The 14,954-nt window shown below is 64.1% G+C and carries 10 protein-coding genes; 6 read left to right on the forward strand and 4 right to left on the reverse strand.

The features are described 5' to 3' along the window. The first annotated feature begins 13 nt into the window (after nt 1-13). The 6 genes from glgB to H7847_RS06705 are packed head-to-tail and all read left to right on the forward strand — an operon-like array spanning nt 14 to nt 10,679. Nucleotides 14-2,212: a 1,4-alpha-glucan branching protein GlgB gene (glgB, locus tag H7847_RS06680; RefSeq protein ID WP_264479483.1), complete on the forward strand. Its 2,199-nt coding sequence runs from the start codon at nt 14-16 to the stop codon at nt 2,210-2,212. A gap of 45 nt (nt 2,213-2,257) precedes the next feature. Next, the gene (gene glgC / locus H7847_RS06685) at nt 2,258-3,517 is read left to right on the forward strand and encodes a glucose-1-phosphate adenylyltransferase (RefSeq protein WP_227268617.1); all 1,260 of its coding nucleotides are present in this window, start codon (nt 2,258-2,260) and stop codon (nt 3,515-3,517) included. 1 nt (nt 3,518) lies between these two features. Next, nucleotides 3,519-4,958, forward strand: coding sequence for a glycogen synthase GlgA (gene glgA / locus H7847_RS06690; RefSeq protein ID WP_227268618.1), 1,440 nt, complete (start codon nt 3,519-3,521; stop codon nt 4,956-4,958). 8 nt (nt 4,959-4,966) lie between these two features. Then, nucleotides 4,967-7,063 (forward strand): glycogen debranching protein GlgX, encoded by a 2,097-nt coding sequence (glgX, locus tag H7847_RS06695; RefSeq protein WP_227268619.1) that lies wholly within the window; start codon nt 4,967-4,969, stop codon nt 7,061-7,063. Further along, a complete protein-coding gene (gene malQ / locus H7847_RS06700) occupies nt 7,060-9,051 on the forward strand; it encodes a 4-alpha-glucanotransferase (protein ID WP_227268620.1) in 1,992 nt (663 codons plus the stop codon). The genes glgX and malQ overlap by 4 nt, the downstream gene beginning before the upstream one ends. Continuing rightward, a complete protein-coding gene (locus tag H7847_RS06705; RefSeq protein ID WP_227268621.1) occupies nt 9,048-10,679 on the forward strand; it encodes an alpha-D-glucose phosphate-specific phosphoglucomutase in 1,632 nt (543 codons plus the stop codon). The genes malQ and H7847_RS06705 overlap by 4 nt, the downstream gene beginning before the upstream one ends. On the opposite strand, the gene H7847_RS06710 is transcribed toward H7847_RS06705, so the two are convergent. Genes H7847_RS06710 through H7847_RS06725 form a run of 4 tightly spaced genes read right to left on the reverse strand, consistent with a single transcriptional unit; the run spans nt 10,669 to nt 14,952 of the window. Continuing rightward, on the reverse strand, nt 10,669-12,591 hold the full coding sequence (locus tag H7847_RS06710) for a beta-galactosidase (RefSeq protein ID WP_227268622.1): 1,923 nt from the start codon (nt 12,589-12,591) through the stop codon (nt 10,669-10,671). The genes H7847_RS06705 and H7847_RS06710 overlap by 11 nt on opposite strands. Continuing rightward, complete coding sequence (locus H7847_RS06715) at nt 12,588-13,448, reverse strand: SMP-30/gluconolactonase/LRE family protein (protein WP_227268623.1); 861 nt, start codon at nt 13,446-13,448, stop codon at nt 12,588-12,590. The genes H7847_RS06710 and H7847_RS06715 overlap by 4 nt, the downstream gene beginning before the upstream one ends. Further along, on the reverse strand, nt 13,445-14,050 hold the full coding sequence (locus H7847_RS06720; RefSeq protein WP_227268624.1) for a 2-dehydro-3-deoxy-6-phosphogalactonate aldolase: 606 nt from the start codon (nt 14,048-14,050) through the stop codon (nt 13,445-13,447). The genes H7847_RS06715 and H7847_RS06720 overlap by 4 nt, the downstream gene beginning before the upstream one ends. Then, entirely contained in the window at nt 14,047-14,952 is a 906-nt protein-coding gene (locus tag H7847_RS06725) for a 2-dehydro-3-deoxygalactonokinase (protein WP_227268625.1), read from the reverse strand. The genes H7847_RS06720 and H7847_RS06725 overlap by 4 nt, the downstream gene beginning before the upstream one ends. Nucleotides 14,953-14,954 lie beyond the last annotated feature (2 nt).

Genomic DNA, 14,954 nt, shown 5'->3' on the forward strand with positions numbered 1-14,954 from the left:
AAAGGAGATATCTTTGCCCATCTGCCCCAAGGACGCTGCACGGCTGATCGCCGGTCAGCATGGCGACCCCTTCTCTGTCCTGGGCCTGCATGAGGTGGATGGCAAATGGCATATCCGCGCCTATGTGCCGGACGCGGACCGGATCGCGGCGGTGGATGCCAAGACCGGCCGTAACATTGCCAGCTTGACGGCGGTGGCAGGTGCGCCGGGGCTTTTCGAGGGCGTGGCTGCCCGGCGCAAGACCCGTTTCGCCTACCATCTGCGCGTCCAGCAGGGGTCGGCGCAGTGGAGCATGGATGACCCTTATCGCTTTGGCCCTGTCATGGGCGCGCTCGACGAGTACCTTTTGGGCGAGGGCCAGCATCGCAAGCTGTGGCGGGTGCTGGGCGCCCATGTGATGACCCATGAAGAGGTCGCGGGTACCCATTTCGCCCTTTGGGCGCCAAATGCCGCGCGCGTCTCGGTGGTGGGGGATTTCAACACCTGGGACGGGCGGCGCACCGTCATGCGGCGGCGCGGGCCCACCGGTGTGTGGGAGGTGTTTGTCCCCGGCGTCACCGAGGGTGCCGTCTACAAATACGAAATTCTCGACGCGCGTCATCGGCTGTTGCCGCATAAGGCCGACCCGGTGGGGTTCGGGGCCGAGCATCCGCCTCGCACGGGCTCGGTGGTGCGCGACCTCTCCCGATATCGCTGGCAGGACGACACCTGGATGACCCGCCGCGCCGTCACCCAGCGGATAGATCAGCCGATCTCCATCTACGAGGTGCACCTCGGCTCCTGGCGGCGCGTGCCCAAAGAGGGCAACCGCCCGCTCAGCTACGAGGAGCTGGCGCGCGACCTGGTGGCCTATGTCAAAGACCTCGGGTTCACGCATATCGAGCTGATGCCGGTCTCGGAGTTTCCCTTTGACGGCTCCTGGGGGTATCAGCCGGTGGGGCTTTTCGCGCCGACCATTCGCCACGGTACCGCGGATGAATTTCGGGCGCTGGTCGAGGCATGCCATGCCGCTGAGATCGGTGTGATCCTCGACTGGGTACCGGGTCATTTCCCCGAAGACCCGCATGGGCTGGGGCGGTTCGACGGCACCGCGCTTTACGAGCATGCCGACCGCAAGGAGGGGTTTCACCCGGACTGGAACACGCTGGTGTTCAACTACGGGCGGGCGGAAGTGTCGAATTACCTGACCGCCAATGCGCTTTACTGGTTGCAGGAGCATCACGTGGACGGGCTGCGGGTCGATGCGGTGGCCTCCATGCTCTACCGGGATTATTCACGCAAGGACGGCGAGTGGGTGCCCAACAAGGACGGGGGTCGCGAGAACTACGAAGCGATTGCGTTCTTGCAACGCATGAACACCGAAGTCTACGGGGAGGTCCCCGGCATTATCACCGTGGCCGAGGAATCCACCGCCTTTCCCGGTGTGAGCGCGCCCGCGGATACCGGCGGGCTGGGCTTTGGTTTCAAGTGGAACATGGGCTGGATGAACGATACGCTCAGCTACATGGCCCAGGACCCGGTGCATCGCAAACATCACCACGCCAAGATGACCTTTGGGCTGCACTACGCCTTTTCAGAAAACTTCGTGCTGCCGCTCAGCCACGACGAGGTGGTGCACGGCAAGGGCTCGCTGCTGGGCAAGATGCCGGGCGAGGGGGCGGATAAATTCGCCAACCTGCGGGCCTATTTCGGCTTCATGTGGGGGCATCCGGGCAAAAAGCTGCTCTTTATGGGCGGCGAGTTTGCACAGGGGGCGGAATGGAACCACGATGCAAGCCTCGACTGGCACTTGCTCGATCACCCGCTGCATGGCGGGGTGCAAAACCTGATCCGGGATCTCAACCGGCTCTACCGCGACTGTCCGGCGCTTTACGCTCGCGACACGGACCCCGGCGGCTTTGAGTGGGTGGCGCAGAACAATGCCGACGACTCCGTGCTGGCCTGGGTCCGCTACGGTGCCGAGGGCGCGGCGCCTGTGCTGGTTGTCTCGAACTTCACGCCCGTGGCCCGTATGGATCACCGCATTGGCGTGCCTGCACAAGGTCACTGGGTGGAACGGTTGAACACCAACGCCGACATCTACGGCGGGGACGGGCGTGGCAATCTGGGCGGCACGGACAGTGAGGCCGTCGCCGCAGGCGGGAAATCACAGTCCGTCGCCCTGATGCTGCCGCCTTTGACGACCCTCTTTTTTGAACTGAAGAAGGACTAAAGAACCGGATCACCGGATAAAAAGACGTAACGGGAGGACCATACCATGAACCGAAAATCGCAAAGGCTGGCGCAACAGACCATGGCATTCGTATTGGCGGGCGGTCGCGGCAGCCGACTTTACGAGCTGACGGACAGGCGGGCCAAGCCCGCGATGTATTTTGGCGGCAAAAGCCGGATCATCGACTTTCCTCTGTCCAATGCGGTCAACTCCGGTATCCGCCGCATCGGTGTGGCCACGCAGTACAAGGCGCACTCGCTGATCCGGCACCTGCAAAGGGGGTGGAGCTTTTTTCGCGCCGAACGCAACGAGTCGCTCGATATTCTGCCGGCCTCTCAGCAGATGAACGACGAAAACTGGTACAAGGGCACGGCCGATGCGGTGGCCCAGAACAAGGATATCATCGAAGGCTACGGTCCCAAATACATCGTCATTCTGGCAGGCGATCATATCTACAAGCAGGACTATTCGCTGATGATAAAACACCACGTGGAAAGCGGGGCGGATGTGACCGTCGGTTGCATCGAGGTGCCGCGGATGGAAGCTTGCGGCTTTGGGGTCATGGCGGTCGATACCAAAGACCGGATTCTGGAATTTGTCGAAAAGCCGCAGGATCCGCCCGCCATGCCCAACGATCCCGACCGGGCACTGGCCAGCATGGGCATTTATGTCTTTAAGACGGAATATCTCTTTAAGATCATGGCGGAATGTGCGGCCAATCCGGGGTATACCCACGATTTCGGCAGCGATGTGATCCCGCAGATCGTGCGCGAAGGCAAAGCCGTCGCCCATCCCTTCAGCCGCTCCTGCGTGCGCACCGTGAATGAAGAGGTCCCCTATTGGCGCGATGTGGGCACGGTGGATGCTTTTTGGCAGGCCAACATCGATCTCACGGATTTTCATCCCGAACTGGATCTCTATGACACCGAGTGGCCGATCTGGACCTATTCCGAACTGACGGCACCGGCCAAGTTCATTCACAACGAAGAAGGGCGGCGCGGATCCGCGGTCTCCTCGATGGTGTCGGGCGGCTGCATCGTCTCGGGCTCCAGTCTGGAGCAATGTTTGCTCTTTACCGGGGTACGCACCCATTCCTTTTCGCAGCTTCAGGGGGTTGTGGCGATGCCTTATGCCGAGATCAACCGCAATGCACGGCTGACCAATGTGGTGGTTGACCGGGGGGTGTGCATTCCGCAGGGCCTCGTGGTGGGGGAGGACGCGGCGCTGGACGCCAAGCGGTTTCGACGCACAGACAATGGGATTTGTCTGATCACGCAACCGATGATCGACAGGCTGGATCTCTGACGTGAACGTGCTCTTTGTTGCGTCCGAATGCGCGCCCTTTGTCAAAACCGGGGGCTTGGCCGACGTGATCGGCGCTGTGCCCAAGGCATTGGCCCCGCTTGGGGTGGGGACACGCGTGATGATGCCGCTCTATCCCGCCCTGCAGAAGGCCGCCCGCGCCGGGACCTCCGTCTGGCGGGCGAAAGACCTGCACGGCGGGCACGCGCAACTGATCTCGCTGACCCTTGAAGGCATTGATCTTTTGTTGCTGGACGCCCCGCATCTTTTCGATCGCGCGGGGAATATCTATCTTGACGCAGACGGCAAGGATTGGGCGGACAATGCGCAGCGCTTCGGCGCGCTGGCTAGGGCGGCGGCGGATGTGGCCACGGGCGGGATCGACGGCTGGCGACCCGATGTCGTGCACGCCCATGACTGGCAGGCCGGGCTGGTGCCCGCCTATCTGCATCAGATGCAAAAGCCGGTGCCCGCTTCCGTGCTCACGATCCACAACATTGCCTTTCAGGGGCTCTTTTCTGCGGAGCTGATGAAACCACTGGGGTTGCAAGCAACGCTCTATGTCCCTGACGGGCTGGAGTATTATGGCAACATCGGGTTTTTGAAGGGTGGGATTGCCTATGCCGACAAGATCACAACTGTTAGCCCGACCTATGCGCGCGAAATCATGCAACCTGCCTTCGGGATGGGGCTGGAAGGGGTGCTGCGCGCGCGTCAAAGAGATGTCTGCGGCATTCTCAACGGCATTGACACAGAGGTCTGGAACCCAGAAAACGATGCATATCTGGCCCAAGCCTATTCAGCAAAACGTCTGAAGGCAAAAGAGAAAAACCGCCAGGCGGTTTTGCAGCGCTTTGGGCTGGAGCCTGCCAGGAATGCACCGCTCTTTTGTGTGATCAGCCGGCTTACCACGCAAAAAGGTGTTGATCTGCTGCTTGAGGTGCTGCCCGATCTGGTCGGACGTGGGGCGCGGCTGGCCGTGTTGGGGACGGGTGACCGCGACCTGGAGGCGGAGTATATCGCTGCCGCCCACCGCTTTCCCGGTGCCGTAGGGGTGCTCATCGGCTATGACGAGCCACTGTCGCATCTGATGCAGGGCGGCAGTGACGCGATCCTGATCCCCTCGCGGTTTGAACCTTGCGGGCTCACGCAGCTTTACGGTCTGCGCTATGGCACCCTGCCGGTTGTGGCCCGGACAGGGGGCCTGGCCGATACGGTGATTGATGCCAATGAGGCCGCGATTGCGGTAAACTGTGCCACCGGCGTGCAGTTCGCGCCGGTCACGGCGCCCGCTCTGGCACAGGCCATCCACCGGACCTGCGATCTTTTCATGCAGCCGAAAATCTGGGCAGGTATGATGCGCCGGGCCATGCGTCACCCGGTGGATTGGGAAACCTCCTCTCGGGCCTATCACGCCATATACAGCGAACTGGCGAACGGTTAAGACGGCGCATGGACTATCGCGTCACAGCTGGAAGCCCGGTACGGATGGGGGCCCACCATGATGGGGAGGGCACGAATTTCGCTGTGTTTTCCGCGCATGCCACCAAAATGGACCTGTGTCTCTTTTCCGGTGATGGGTTGACGGAGACGGCCCGGATCAGCCTGCCGGAGCGTACCGGCGATATCTGGCATGGCCATGTGGCGGGCCTGTCTCCCGGCACCGTTTATGGATACCGCGCACATGGGGCATATGATCCTGAGCGTGGGCACCGCTTTAACGCCAATAAGCTGCTTTTGGATCCCTATACGCGCCTGCTGAAGGGGCAGTTCACTGATCACCCCGCGACGCTGGGATACGAGGCGCGCGCCGCGACAGAAGACCTGTCTTTTGATCCGCGGGATTCCGCGCCCCATGTGGCCAAATCGGTGGTGCACGATCCCGCGCTCTTTCCAACCGGCGTGGCCCGACCGGGGACCGCCTGGGAGGACACGCTGATCTACGAGGCCCATGTCAAAGGGCTCACGCAGCAAAACCCCGGCATCCCCGCGCCGTTGCGGGGCACCTACGAGGGGCTGGCCACGGAGCCGATGCTGGAGCATCTTCACCGGCTGGGGGTGAGCGCGATCGAGCTGATGCCTGTGCATGCCTTTCTGGATGACGGGTTCCTGCTCAAACGGGGCCTCACGAATTTCTGGGGGTACAATACGGTCGGCTTTTTTACGCCGGAGCCGCGCTATTTCGGGCCCCGCGGCCTTGCGGGGTTTCGCGACATGGTGCGCCGCTTTCATACCGCCGGGATCGAGGTCATCCTGGATGTGGTTTATAACCACACCGCCGAAGGCGATCAGCGCGGACCGACCTTGAGCTTTCGGGGGTTGGACAATGCGTCTTACTACAGGCTCCTGCAAGGTAGGCCGCGCTACTATGTGAACGATACCGGCACCGGCAATACGGTGAATGTGGCGCATCCGAATGTAATGCGTCTGGTGCTCGACAGCCTGCGGTTCTGGGTTGAGTGCATGGGGGTTGACGGCTTCCGCTTCGATCTGGCCACGACGCTCGGGCGGGAGCAGAGCGGCTTTGCGCCGGGGGGTGGTTTCTTTGATGCGCTGCGCCAGGACCCGGTGCTGGCAGGCGTGAAGCTGATTGCAGAGCCGTGGGACCTCGGTCCGGGGGGCTATCGTCTGGGAGAGTTCCCACCGGAATTTGCCGAATGGAACGACGCCTACCGCGATACGGTGCGGCGGTTCTGGAAGGGCGAGGCGCATAGTGCCCAGGAGCTTGGCGCGCGCCTTCTGGGATCGGCGGGAGAGTTCGACCGCGCCGGGCGCCGGGCGTGGTCGTCGGTGAATTTCCTGGCGGCGCACGACGGGTTCACTCTGGCGGATGTGACCGCCTATACGCAACGCCACAACGCGGCCAATCTTGAGAACAACCAGGATGGGCACCACAGCAACCATTCCGACAACTGCGGGGTGGAAGGGCCCACGACCGATCCTGCCATTCTTGCCCGGCGGCGGCGCAGGCAGCGTAATATGCTGGCGACGCTGTTTCTGTCGCAGGGCACGCCGATGCTGCTGGCCGGGGATGAGATGGGCAATTCGCAATCCGGTAACAATAATGCCTATTGTCAGGACAGCCCCATCGCCTGGGTCGATTGGGACGCGGACCACAGCGGGTTGAAGGGGTTTGTGGCGCATCTGTCGGCCTTTCGGCGTGCACACCCGGCCCTGCGGCAATCGAGGTTCTTGCATGGCGGGGTGCGCCCTGCGGATGGGTTGCGGGATGTTGAGTGGGTGGACTTTGCCGGCACGGCGCTGAACTGGCGCGATCCAGGGTTGTCGTCACTTTGCGTGCTCTACCGCTGTTCTGCCGAGGCGCCGCTGGCGGCAGATCGGGAGGACAGCGTCTTTGTGATCTTCAACCGGGCCGCAGAGCCCGCGCCTGTGGTCCTGCCTGTGCCGCCGGAGGGGTGGAAGTGGATGGTGGGCCTCGACACCACGGCGGACATACAAGAGCCAAAGCTCATCACCGGAACCCACGTCGATGTCGAGAGCGAAGCCGTGATGGCGTTGTTTCTGGTGGATACAGGGCCCCCGTCATGAGGGGGGATGCGGCGCTGGCGGATCTGGCCCGGAGGACCGGCATCCTCGACGACTACACGGATATGCAAGGGGTAGTGCACCCCACAGGCCCCGAGACGCAGCGCGCCTTGTTGCGCGCCAATGGCCTTGCGGCAGGCTCGGAGGCAGAGGTGCGCGAGACGCGTGCTGCCTTGGCGGCGCAGGCGCGTCAGAGCTATGTGCCGCCGGACGTGATCGCTCCCAGCGGCGGTCCTGTCCGCATCGACGTCTCTGACAAGCTGGACTGGACGCTCCTGTCCGAGGATGCCGCCACCCTGCTGGCCGAAGGCCGGAGCGATTGCGCCCTCGAGCTGCCAGGACTTGCACCGGGGGTCTATCCGCTCCGCCTTGCGGGGCGGCGTGGAAGCCAGACGGCCTGTCTGATCGTGGCCCCTCCACGCGCGCCGTCTCTGCGGGAGCTTTCGGGCAGGCACACATCCTGGGGGATCGTTGCGGCGCTCTACGGGCTGACGTCGGAGACGGGTAAATCGCTGGGCGATTTTGAGGATCTTGCCGGTCTGGCCGCAGCAGCAGGTGCGAAAGGTGCCGGGTTTTTCGGCATCAACCCCGTGCATGCGCTGGGATGGGCGGCTAAGGAGACGATCAGCCCCTATTCGCCCACCCATCGCGGGTTCCTGAACACCGATCATATCGCGGTGCAGCCGTCGGGCTCTTCAGCCTGCCCGGACGGGCTGGTTGATTATGCGGATCACCGGCGCCGGCAGCGCACGGCGCTGAAGGCTGAATTCGACAGGTTTCGCACGCAGGCACCGCCGAAAGATCAGGCTGATTTCGCGGCGTTTTGCACAGAGGGCGGCACTCGGTTGGAGGGTTTTGCAAGGTTTGAACACCTCAGTACGCAGCACGGACCGGATTGGCGGATGTGGCCCGCTGACGCCGATGTGGAGCCCGGCGAGCCGACCGTTGCGCGCGCGCTCAGGTTTCACAAATGGATGCAATGGCGCGCGGCGGCGCAACTGGGCGCGGCACAGCGCCAGGCAAAGACCGCCGGTATGCCCCTGGGCCTCTATCTCGATCTCGCGGTCGGTGCCCGTCTTGGCGGGGCGGAAAGCTGGGGGGCGCAGGCGGCCACGGCGCAGGGTGTGTCGCTCGGCGCGCCGCCGGATCATCTCAGCCCGGCGGGGCAAAACTGGCAGCTTGCGGCCCTGTCCCCGCGCAAGATGCAGCAGGGTCGATATGCGGCCCTGCGGTTTGTGCTGGCCCAGACCATGCGCCACTGTGGCCTGCTGCGGATCGATCATGCGCTTGGGCTCAGCCGTAGTTTCTGGATCCCCGAAGACGGCAGTCCGGGCGGCTACATCCGGCATCCTTTCCGGTCTCTGCTGGCGATCATCGCGCTTGAGGCGCACCGTGCGGGAACCGTGATCGTGGGCGAGGATCTTGGTCTGGTCCCGGAGGGCTTCAGGGCGGAAATGGCCCGGCACGGCCTTTATGGCTACAGCGTGTTGCAATACGAAAAAGACGCAGATGGTCGTTTTTTGCCGACCCGGACCCTGCGGACACAATCGCTGGCCTGTTTCGGTACACATGATACACCGACGCTGCGTGGATTCTGGCAGGGGCATGACATTGACGGGTGGCAAAAGCTCGGTTGGATCGGGCAGGCGGAAGCCGCAGAGGCGCGGGGCGTCCGAGAGGCCGAAAAGCGGCAACTGGCCGGGATCAAGGCGCCAAAGCCATTGCCGCCGTCGCTGGAGCCCCCCCTGCGCGATCGCATCCACAAGACACTGGCAGAAGCCCCCGCCGCGCTGGTTGCCGTGCAGCTTGACGATATTCTCAATCTCACCGAAGCCCAGAACCTGCCCGGCACCACCGACGAACATCCCAACTGGCGCAGGCGATATCCCGTGACAGTGCAGGATATTGCCGCCAGCCCCGATCTTCGAAAGACAGCCCGCATCATGGCCGATGCAGGTCGCACAGCACCGATGCAAAAGGACAGCCAATGACCATCATGACGATTTCCAAGGGGCCGTTTGATGGCCAGAAACCCGGCACCTCCGGTTTGCGCAAAAAGACCCGCGTCTTTATGGAGCCGGGCTATCTGGAATGCTTTGTGCAATCGACTTTCAACGCCATCGGGGGCGCGGCTGGCAAGACCTTTGTGGTCGGCGGTGACGGGCGCTTTTTCAACAAGGAGGCCATCCAGACAATCCTGAAAATGGCCGCTGCAAATGGTGCATCCAAAGCCATCGTCGGTCAGGGGGGGCTGCTCTCGACCCCGGCAGTGTCGCACCTCATTCGGTTAGGGGGCACCGATGGCGGGCTGGTGCTGTCGGCCAGCCACAACCCCGGTGGGGTTGACGAGGATTTTGGCATCAAATACAACGTCCCCAACGGCGGGCCAGCTCCTGAACAGGTCACCGCGCGGATATTTGAGCAGACCCAGACGATAGCGCAGTACCAGATATCGGACGCGCCGGATGTGGATCTCAGCGCGCTGGGGCGGCAGCAGATCGACGGGCTCGAGATCGAGATTATCGACCCTGTCGCGGAATATGTCGATCTGATGAGCAGCCTCTTTGATTTTGACAAGATCGCCGCGCTGTTCTCCCAAGGGTTTACCATGCGGTTTGACGCGATGCATGCGGTCACGGGACCTTATGCCCAAGTGATCCTCGAAGAACGGCTCGGCGCGCCTGCGGGCACTGTTATCAACGCGGTGCCGAGCGAGGATTTCGGCGGCGGGCATCCCGACCCCAACCCGGTCTGGGCCAAGCCGTTGATGGACGAGATGATGTCCGAGGCCGCACCCGATTTCGGGGCCGCCTCCGATGGTGACGGGGACCGGAACATGATCGTGGGCCGGGCCGCTTACGTCACGCCGTCGGACAGTCTGGCGGTGCTGGCAGCGAATGCCCATCTCGCACCAGGCTATGCCAACGGTCTGGCCGGTGTGGCCCGCTCCATGCCCACCAGTGCGGCTGCGGACCGGGTGGCGGAAAAGCTCGGGATTGCCTGCTTTGAGACGCCAACGGGATGGAAGTTCTTTGGCAACCTGCTGGATGCGGGCAAGGTGACGCTCTGCGGCGAAGAGAGCGCGGGCACCGGCTCGGATCATGTCCGCGAGAAAGACGGGCTCTGGGCGGTGCTGTTGTGGCTCAACATCCTGGCGGAGCGTCAGCAGTCCGTGGCTGAGATTCTGGCGGATCATTGGGCCACCTACGGGCGCAACTACTATTCCCGTCATGACTATGAGGCGGTCCCCTCTGACGCGGCAAATGCCCTGATGCAAGGTCTTGAGGCCAGGCTGGCCAGCTTGCCCGGCAGCACCTGGGCAGGCCTGACGCTCTCGGCGGCGGACAGTTTTTCCTACACGGATCCGGTGGATGGCTCGGTCAGCGCCAATCAGGGCCTACGCCTGACCTTCGAGGGCGGCGGTCGGGCGGTGTTGCGTCTGTCGGGTACCGGCACGGAGGGGGCGACCCTCAGGGTCTATCTGGAGCAATATGCGGCGGCGGGGGGGGATCACAGCCTCTCGGCCGAGACTGCGCTTGCAGGGGTGCGGCAGGCCACGGTTGAAATCACGGATATGCAGCAGCACATCGGCAGAATCGCGCCCGACGTCAGGACCTGAGCTTTTTGCCTCCGTCGCGCGGATGCCAATGCACCCCGGCGGCGGGCAGTTCAAGGCCCTGAAACGCACAGGTCGTCGACCCGTAGTTGAAGTAAAAGCGGTGGGTGGCTGTGTCTCTGATCCGCAGGCCTTCGGGCAGGACCAGTGTCTCCAGGCCCGCCCGCGCCGCCTCGGTCTCGATGAGGCGATCCCAAAGCGCAGCATCGGGCCAGCCGCCGATATAGGCGGTGGTGCCCGCGCGCATCATGAAGGCCGTGCCATCCGCATAGGGCAGCGTCACCTCAGCGGTCCCTTCCAGGCTCTCTGCCCAGTGATGCACCGCGCCACCACCATCGACCGCGCGATGCGTACCGGGGGGCAGGCTCTCGACCTGCACGGCGGTGGCGTCCAGCCCCGGCAGGTCAGGGCCCATGGGGGTGGGGATCGTCAGCTCCGGCGTCAGGGCCCCCGCGCGCGGGCCCACAATCGCTGTGGTCTGCCCCAGAGCCTGTTTCAGCGCGGCAGGCAGGGTGGCCATACCGGGCACCAACACCAGCTTGTAGGCTGAGAGGTCGGAAGTGGTGGCCGGCAGGATATCCACCGACAACCCGCGTTTGCGCAGGGCGCGATAGGTGTCCAGCATCAGGCGGAAATAGCTGAAATCGGCGCCTTGCGGCAGCGTCGCCCAGGCCCAGTCGGAGGGGTAGTCAAAGACCAGCGCGACCTTTGCGGCGGCCAGGGCAATGTCGGGCATCCGGGCAATCTCGCGGGCGACCTGCCGGACCTCTTGCAATCCAGGCGCGGGCGCATCATCGGGCCGCCGCAGGCCCGCGTGCATTTGTTCCTGCGCAAAGGGGGCCTGCCGCCAGCGGAAATAGCTGACGACTTCCGCCCCATGGGCAAAGGCCTCCCAGCTCCAGAGCCGCACCATGCCGGGCAGGGGGGCGGGGTTGTAGGGGGCCCAGTTGACCGGGCCGGGTTGCTGCTCCATCACCCACCAACGCCCCGCGCGCCCGACGGCGCGGTAGAGGTCGTGGTGAAAGGCCTGCATGTCGGGATCACCTTGTTGCAGATAGCGGGCCTTGTGGTCTTCCGAGGCCTCAAGCCGGTCGGAGAGAAACCCGATGGGGTAGCTGTCCCAACTTGCGATATCGATGGACGCACCCACCTCGAAATGGTCGAAATCGAGCACCCGCCCCATGTAGTTATGAATCAGTGGCGCTTCGGTGCGTGCACGCAAGGCGGCGACCTGGACCTCGTGATAGGCCACCACTTGATCGGAGCTGAAACGTCGAAACGCCAGCGTGTGGCTGGGGTGCGGTTGCGTCACGGTGAGGTTGGGCAGGTCGATCTGATCGAAGCGGTCGTAGGTCATCGACCAGAAGACGGTGCCCCAGGCGCTGTTCAGCGCGTCGATGGTCCCGTATTTTTGCGCCAGCCAGGTCTGAAACGCCTGCCGCGCGGCATCGGAGTAGGACAGAATGGTATCATGGCAGCCATACTCATTGTCGATCTGCCAGGCATGGATGCGTGGGTCGCGGCCATAGCGGTCTCCCAGAACCTCCGCAATCCGGCCGGAGGCTGCACGGTAGCCCGCGTGGCTGAAGCAATAGTGCCGCCGTGCGCCGAACTTGCGCGGGCGGCCTTCCGCATCCGTGGCGAGCATATCGGGGAAGCGGTCCAGCATCCAGCGCGGCGGTGTGCAGGTCGGCGTGCCGAGGATGATCTTCAGCCCGGCGCTGCTGAGCACGTCAATCGCCCGGTCCAGCCAGTCAAAGGTGAACTGGTCCGGCGCGGGCTCGATGCGGTGCCAGGCAAACTCCCCGATGCGGACCCAGTCAAGGCCCGCCTCCACCATGCGGGCGGCATCCCTGGCCCAGAGATCTTCGGGCCAATGCTCGGGATAGTAACAAACACCAAGCGCGCGTTTCATATCAGGACCCTTGGTTCGGGCAGGCCGCGCGCGACGTCTTCGATAACGAAGGTTGCCCCCTGGCCGGGGGTGCCCGTGAGGACGTCTTCGGGCAAGCCGTCGGCGGCGGAGGTCACATAGAGGGTCGAGAGCTCCGCACCCCCGAAAGCGGGACAGGTGACCTGCTTTGCAGGCAGGGACAGCGCCCGCTGGAAAACGCCCTCACGGCTGTAGGCCGCCACCCGAGCAGCGCCCCACTGCGCGACCCACAGCGTGCCATCGGCGTCGACAACCGCCCCATCCGGGTTCAATCCCTCGGCGGCCAGATCCACAAAAACGCGAGGCTTGCCCGCGGGCCAACCGTTGCGGTCCAGCGCGACTTTCATGATGTGTTGCGTCGGGGTATCCGCGAAATAGGCCGCGGACCGGTCGGGCGCAAAGCAGATCGCGTTGGGGATGGTGATCCGGTCAAAGAGCGTGCGCAGCGCCCCCTGATGGTAGCGGTAAATCGCCCCGGCCTCCGGTGCGCCATCCCGTCCCATGGTGCCGATCCAGAAACCGCCCCAGGGGTCGGCCCGGCCATCGTTGGACCGGGTGGCGCTGTTGCTCTGTTCCAGAGGGCAGAGCCGGGCGCGCGCACCGCTCGCCAAATCAAAGCGCCACAGGCCCGTTGCCGACGCAATCAGCAGCGTGGCCTCATCAATCCACCCGGCGGCGGAGACAGGCTCCTCAAAGCGCCACTCGGAGGGGCCATCGGACCCCGCCGTCAGTAGCTTTCCTTCGGTAATATCAAACCAGAACAACTGCTTGCGTTCAGGATGCCAAAGCGGCCCTTCGCCAAGGGTGCAGGGCCGCGGATCGAAAATCTGCGCGGTCATGCACAGGCTGCCCGGTAGGCCTTTACGATGGTGCGCGCGCGAGCGGCGACCTCCTCCGCGCTCAGGCCGGGTTTATAGAGTGCCGTGCCAAGGCCGAACCCGTCGGCGCTGGCGCTGATCCAGTCCGCGAAGTTCTCGGGCCCCGCGCCGCCCACGGCATAGACCTGCGTGCCTTCTGGCAGGATGGCCCGCATCGCCGACAGCCCCGAGGGCCCGGCCATTGTGCCGGGAAAGAGCTTTAACCCATCGGCTCCGGCTTCCAGCGCGGCAAGGGCTTCGGTGGGCGTAAAGACCCCCGGCCAGCTTTGCATCGCGCGGTTCTTGGTCGCGGCGATCACTTCCGGATTGCAGTTGGGCGAGACAATCAGCCTGCCCCCCGCATCGGCCACCGCGGCCACCTCATCGGGGCTCAGCACCGTGCCCGCGCCAATCAGCGCATCGCCGCCAAAGGCCTGCACCAGCCGCGCGATACTGTCGAGCGGATCGGGCGAGTTCAGGGGCACCTCGATCATGGTAATGCCCGCCGCGATCAGCGCAGTGCCAATGGCGGGGGCTTCGTCGGGGGTGATGCCCCGCAAAATCGCAATCAGGGGAAGGGTCATAACATTGCTTTCAAGGAACGATGGGCCGCAGTCAAGCCTGCGAGTGTTGCGCGTTCGGTATCGACCAGCATGGCGGACACACCTTGCGCGGAGAGGGCGGATTGATAGGCCCGCGCCTGCGTGCCCGTCCCAAGGATGGCCACCTGCTGGCCCAGCCAATAGGCCCGTGCTGCGGCCAGTTCCGCGCCGATCAGATATCCCGACAGGGCCGCGCGGGTGGCCCCTGCGCCGCGCTGGTCCAGCAGATCCCCCGCGCGCAGGGAAAAGAGACGGGCAGCAAGCCTTTCCGGTCTGCTGATCGCGTCTGAGACAGCAGCATCGAAGGCGGCAGCCTCCCATCCCGCACCCGCAACAGAGTGGCGCAACACCGAGGCGGTGCTCAGGAGGGCAAACATCTCGCCGGTCATGAAGGTCTGAAAGCTCACGACCTCTCCGGCGCTGAGAAGCGCCCATTTCGTATGGGTGCCGGGCAGACAGAGCACGCCGTCCCAACCGGGGTTGAGCGCCAGGAAACCGGCGATCTGCGTCTCCTCGCCGCGCATCACATCGGCGGGCGCGTGCTGTGCCAGCCCCGACACGACGTAGACCTTGAGCCCACTCCGCGCGGGCGCGCGGGTCAGGCCTTCCGACAAGGGCGTGCAGGGAACGTTTCGGTAGGGCGCTTCAACCCAGCCCTGCCGCGAGCCGACCATACCGCAGGCCACCACCGGCCCTGCGCCTTGTACCTGCCAGTCTCCGATCAGGCGGCGGAGCGCCGGCTCGAACCCGTCGCGGGTCAGCGTGGCCATCCCCTCATCGGAGCGGGCGCGCGCCAGCACCGTGGCCCCCCGCATGGCGAAGGCCCGCAGGTTGGAGATGCCCCAGTCCACTGCAATCCAGTCAGGTGTGATCTGATCGGTCATGC

This window comes from Roseobacter weihaiensis (assembly GCF_020622345.1).
In the GTDB taxonomy this organism is placed as follows: Bacteria; Pseudomonadota; Alphaproteobacteria; order Rhodobacterales; family Rhodobacteraceae; genus Roseobacter; species Roseobacter weihaiensis.

Coding starts and splice junctions, on each gene's coding strand:
- glgC (WP_227268617.1), top strand. CDS start 2,258: ATGAACCGAAAATCGCAAAGGCTGGCGCAACAGACCATGGCATTCGTA.
- glgX (WP_227268619.1), top strand. CDS start 4,967: ATGGACTATCGCGTCACAGCTGGAAGCCCGGTACGGATGGGGGCCCAC.
- malQ (WP_227268620.1), top strand. CDS start 7,060: ATGAGGGGGGATGCGGCGCTGGCGGATCTGGCCCGGAGGACCGGCATC.
- H7847_RS06705 (WP_227268621.1), top strand. CDS start 9,048: ATGACCATCATGACGATTTCCAAGGGGCCGTTTGATGGCCAGAAACCC.
- H7847_RS06710 (WP_227268622.1), bottom strand. CDS start 12,591: ATGAAACGCGCGCTTGGTGTTTGTTACTATCCCGAGCATTGGCCCGAA.
- H7847_RS06715 (WP_227268623.1), bottom strand. CDS start 13,448: ATGACCGCGCAGATTTTCGATCCGCGGCCCTGCACCCTTGGCGAAGGG.
- H7847_RS06720 (WP_227268624.1), bottom strand. CDS start 14,050: ATGACCCTTCCCCTGATTGCGATTTTGCGGGGCATCACCCCCGACGAA.
- H7847_RS06725 (WP_227268625.1), bottom strand. CDS start 14,952: ATGACCGATCAGATCACACCTGACTGGATTGCAGTGGACTGGGGCATC.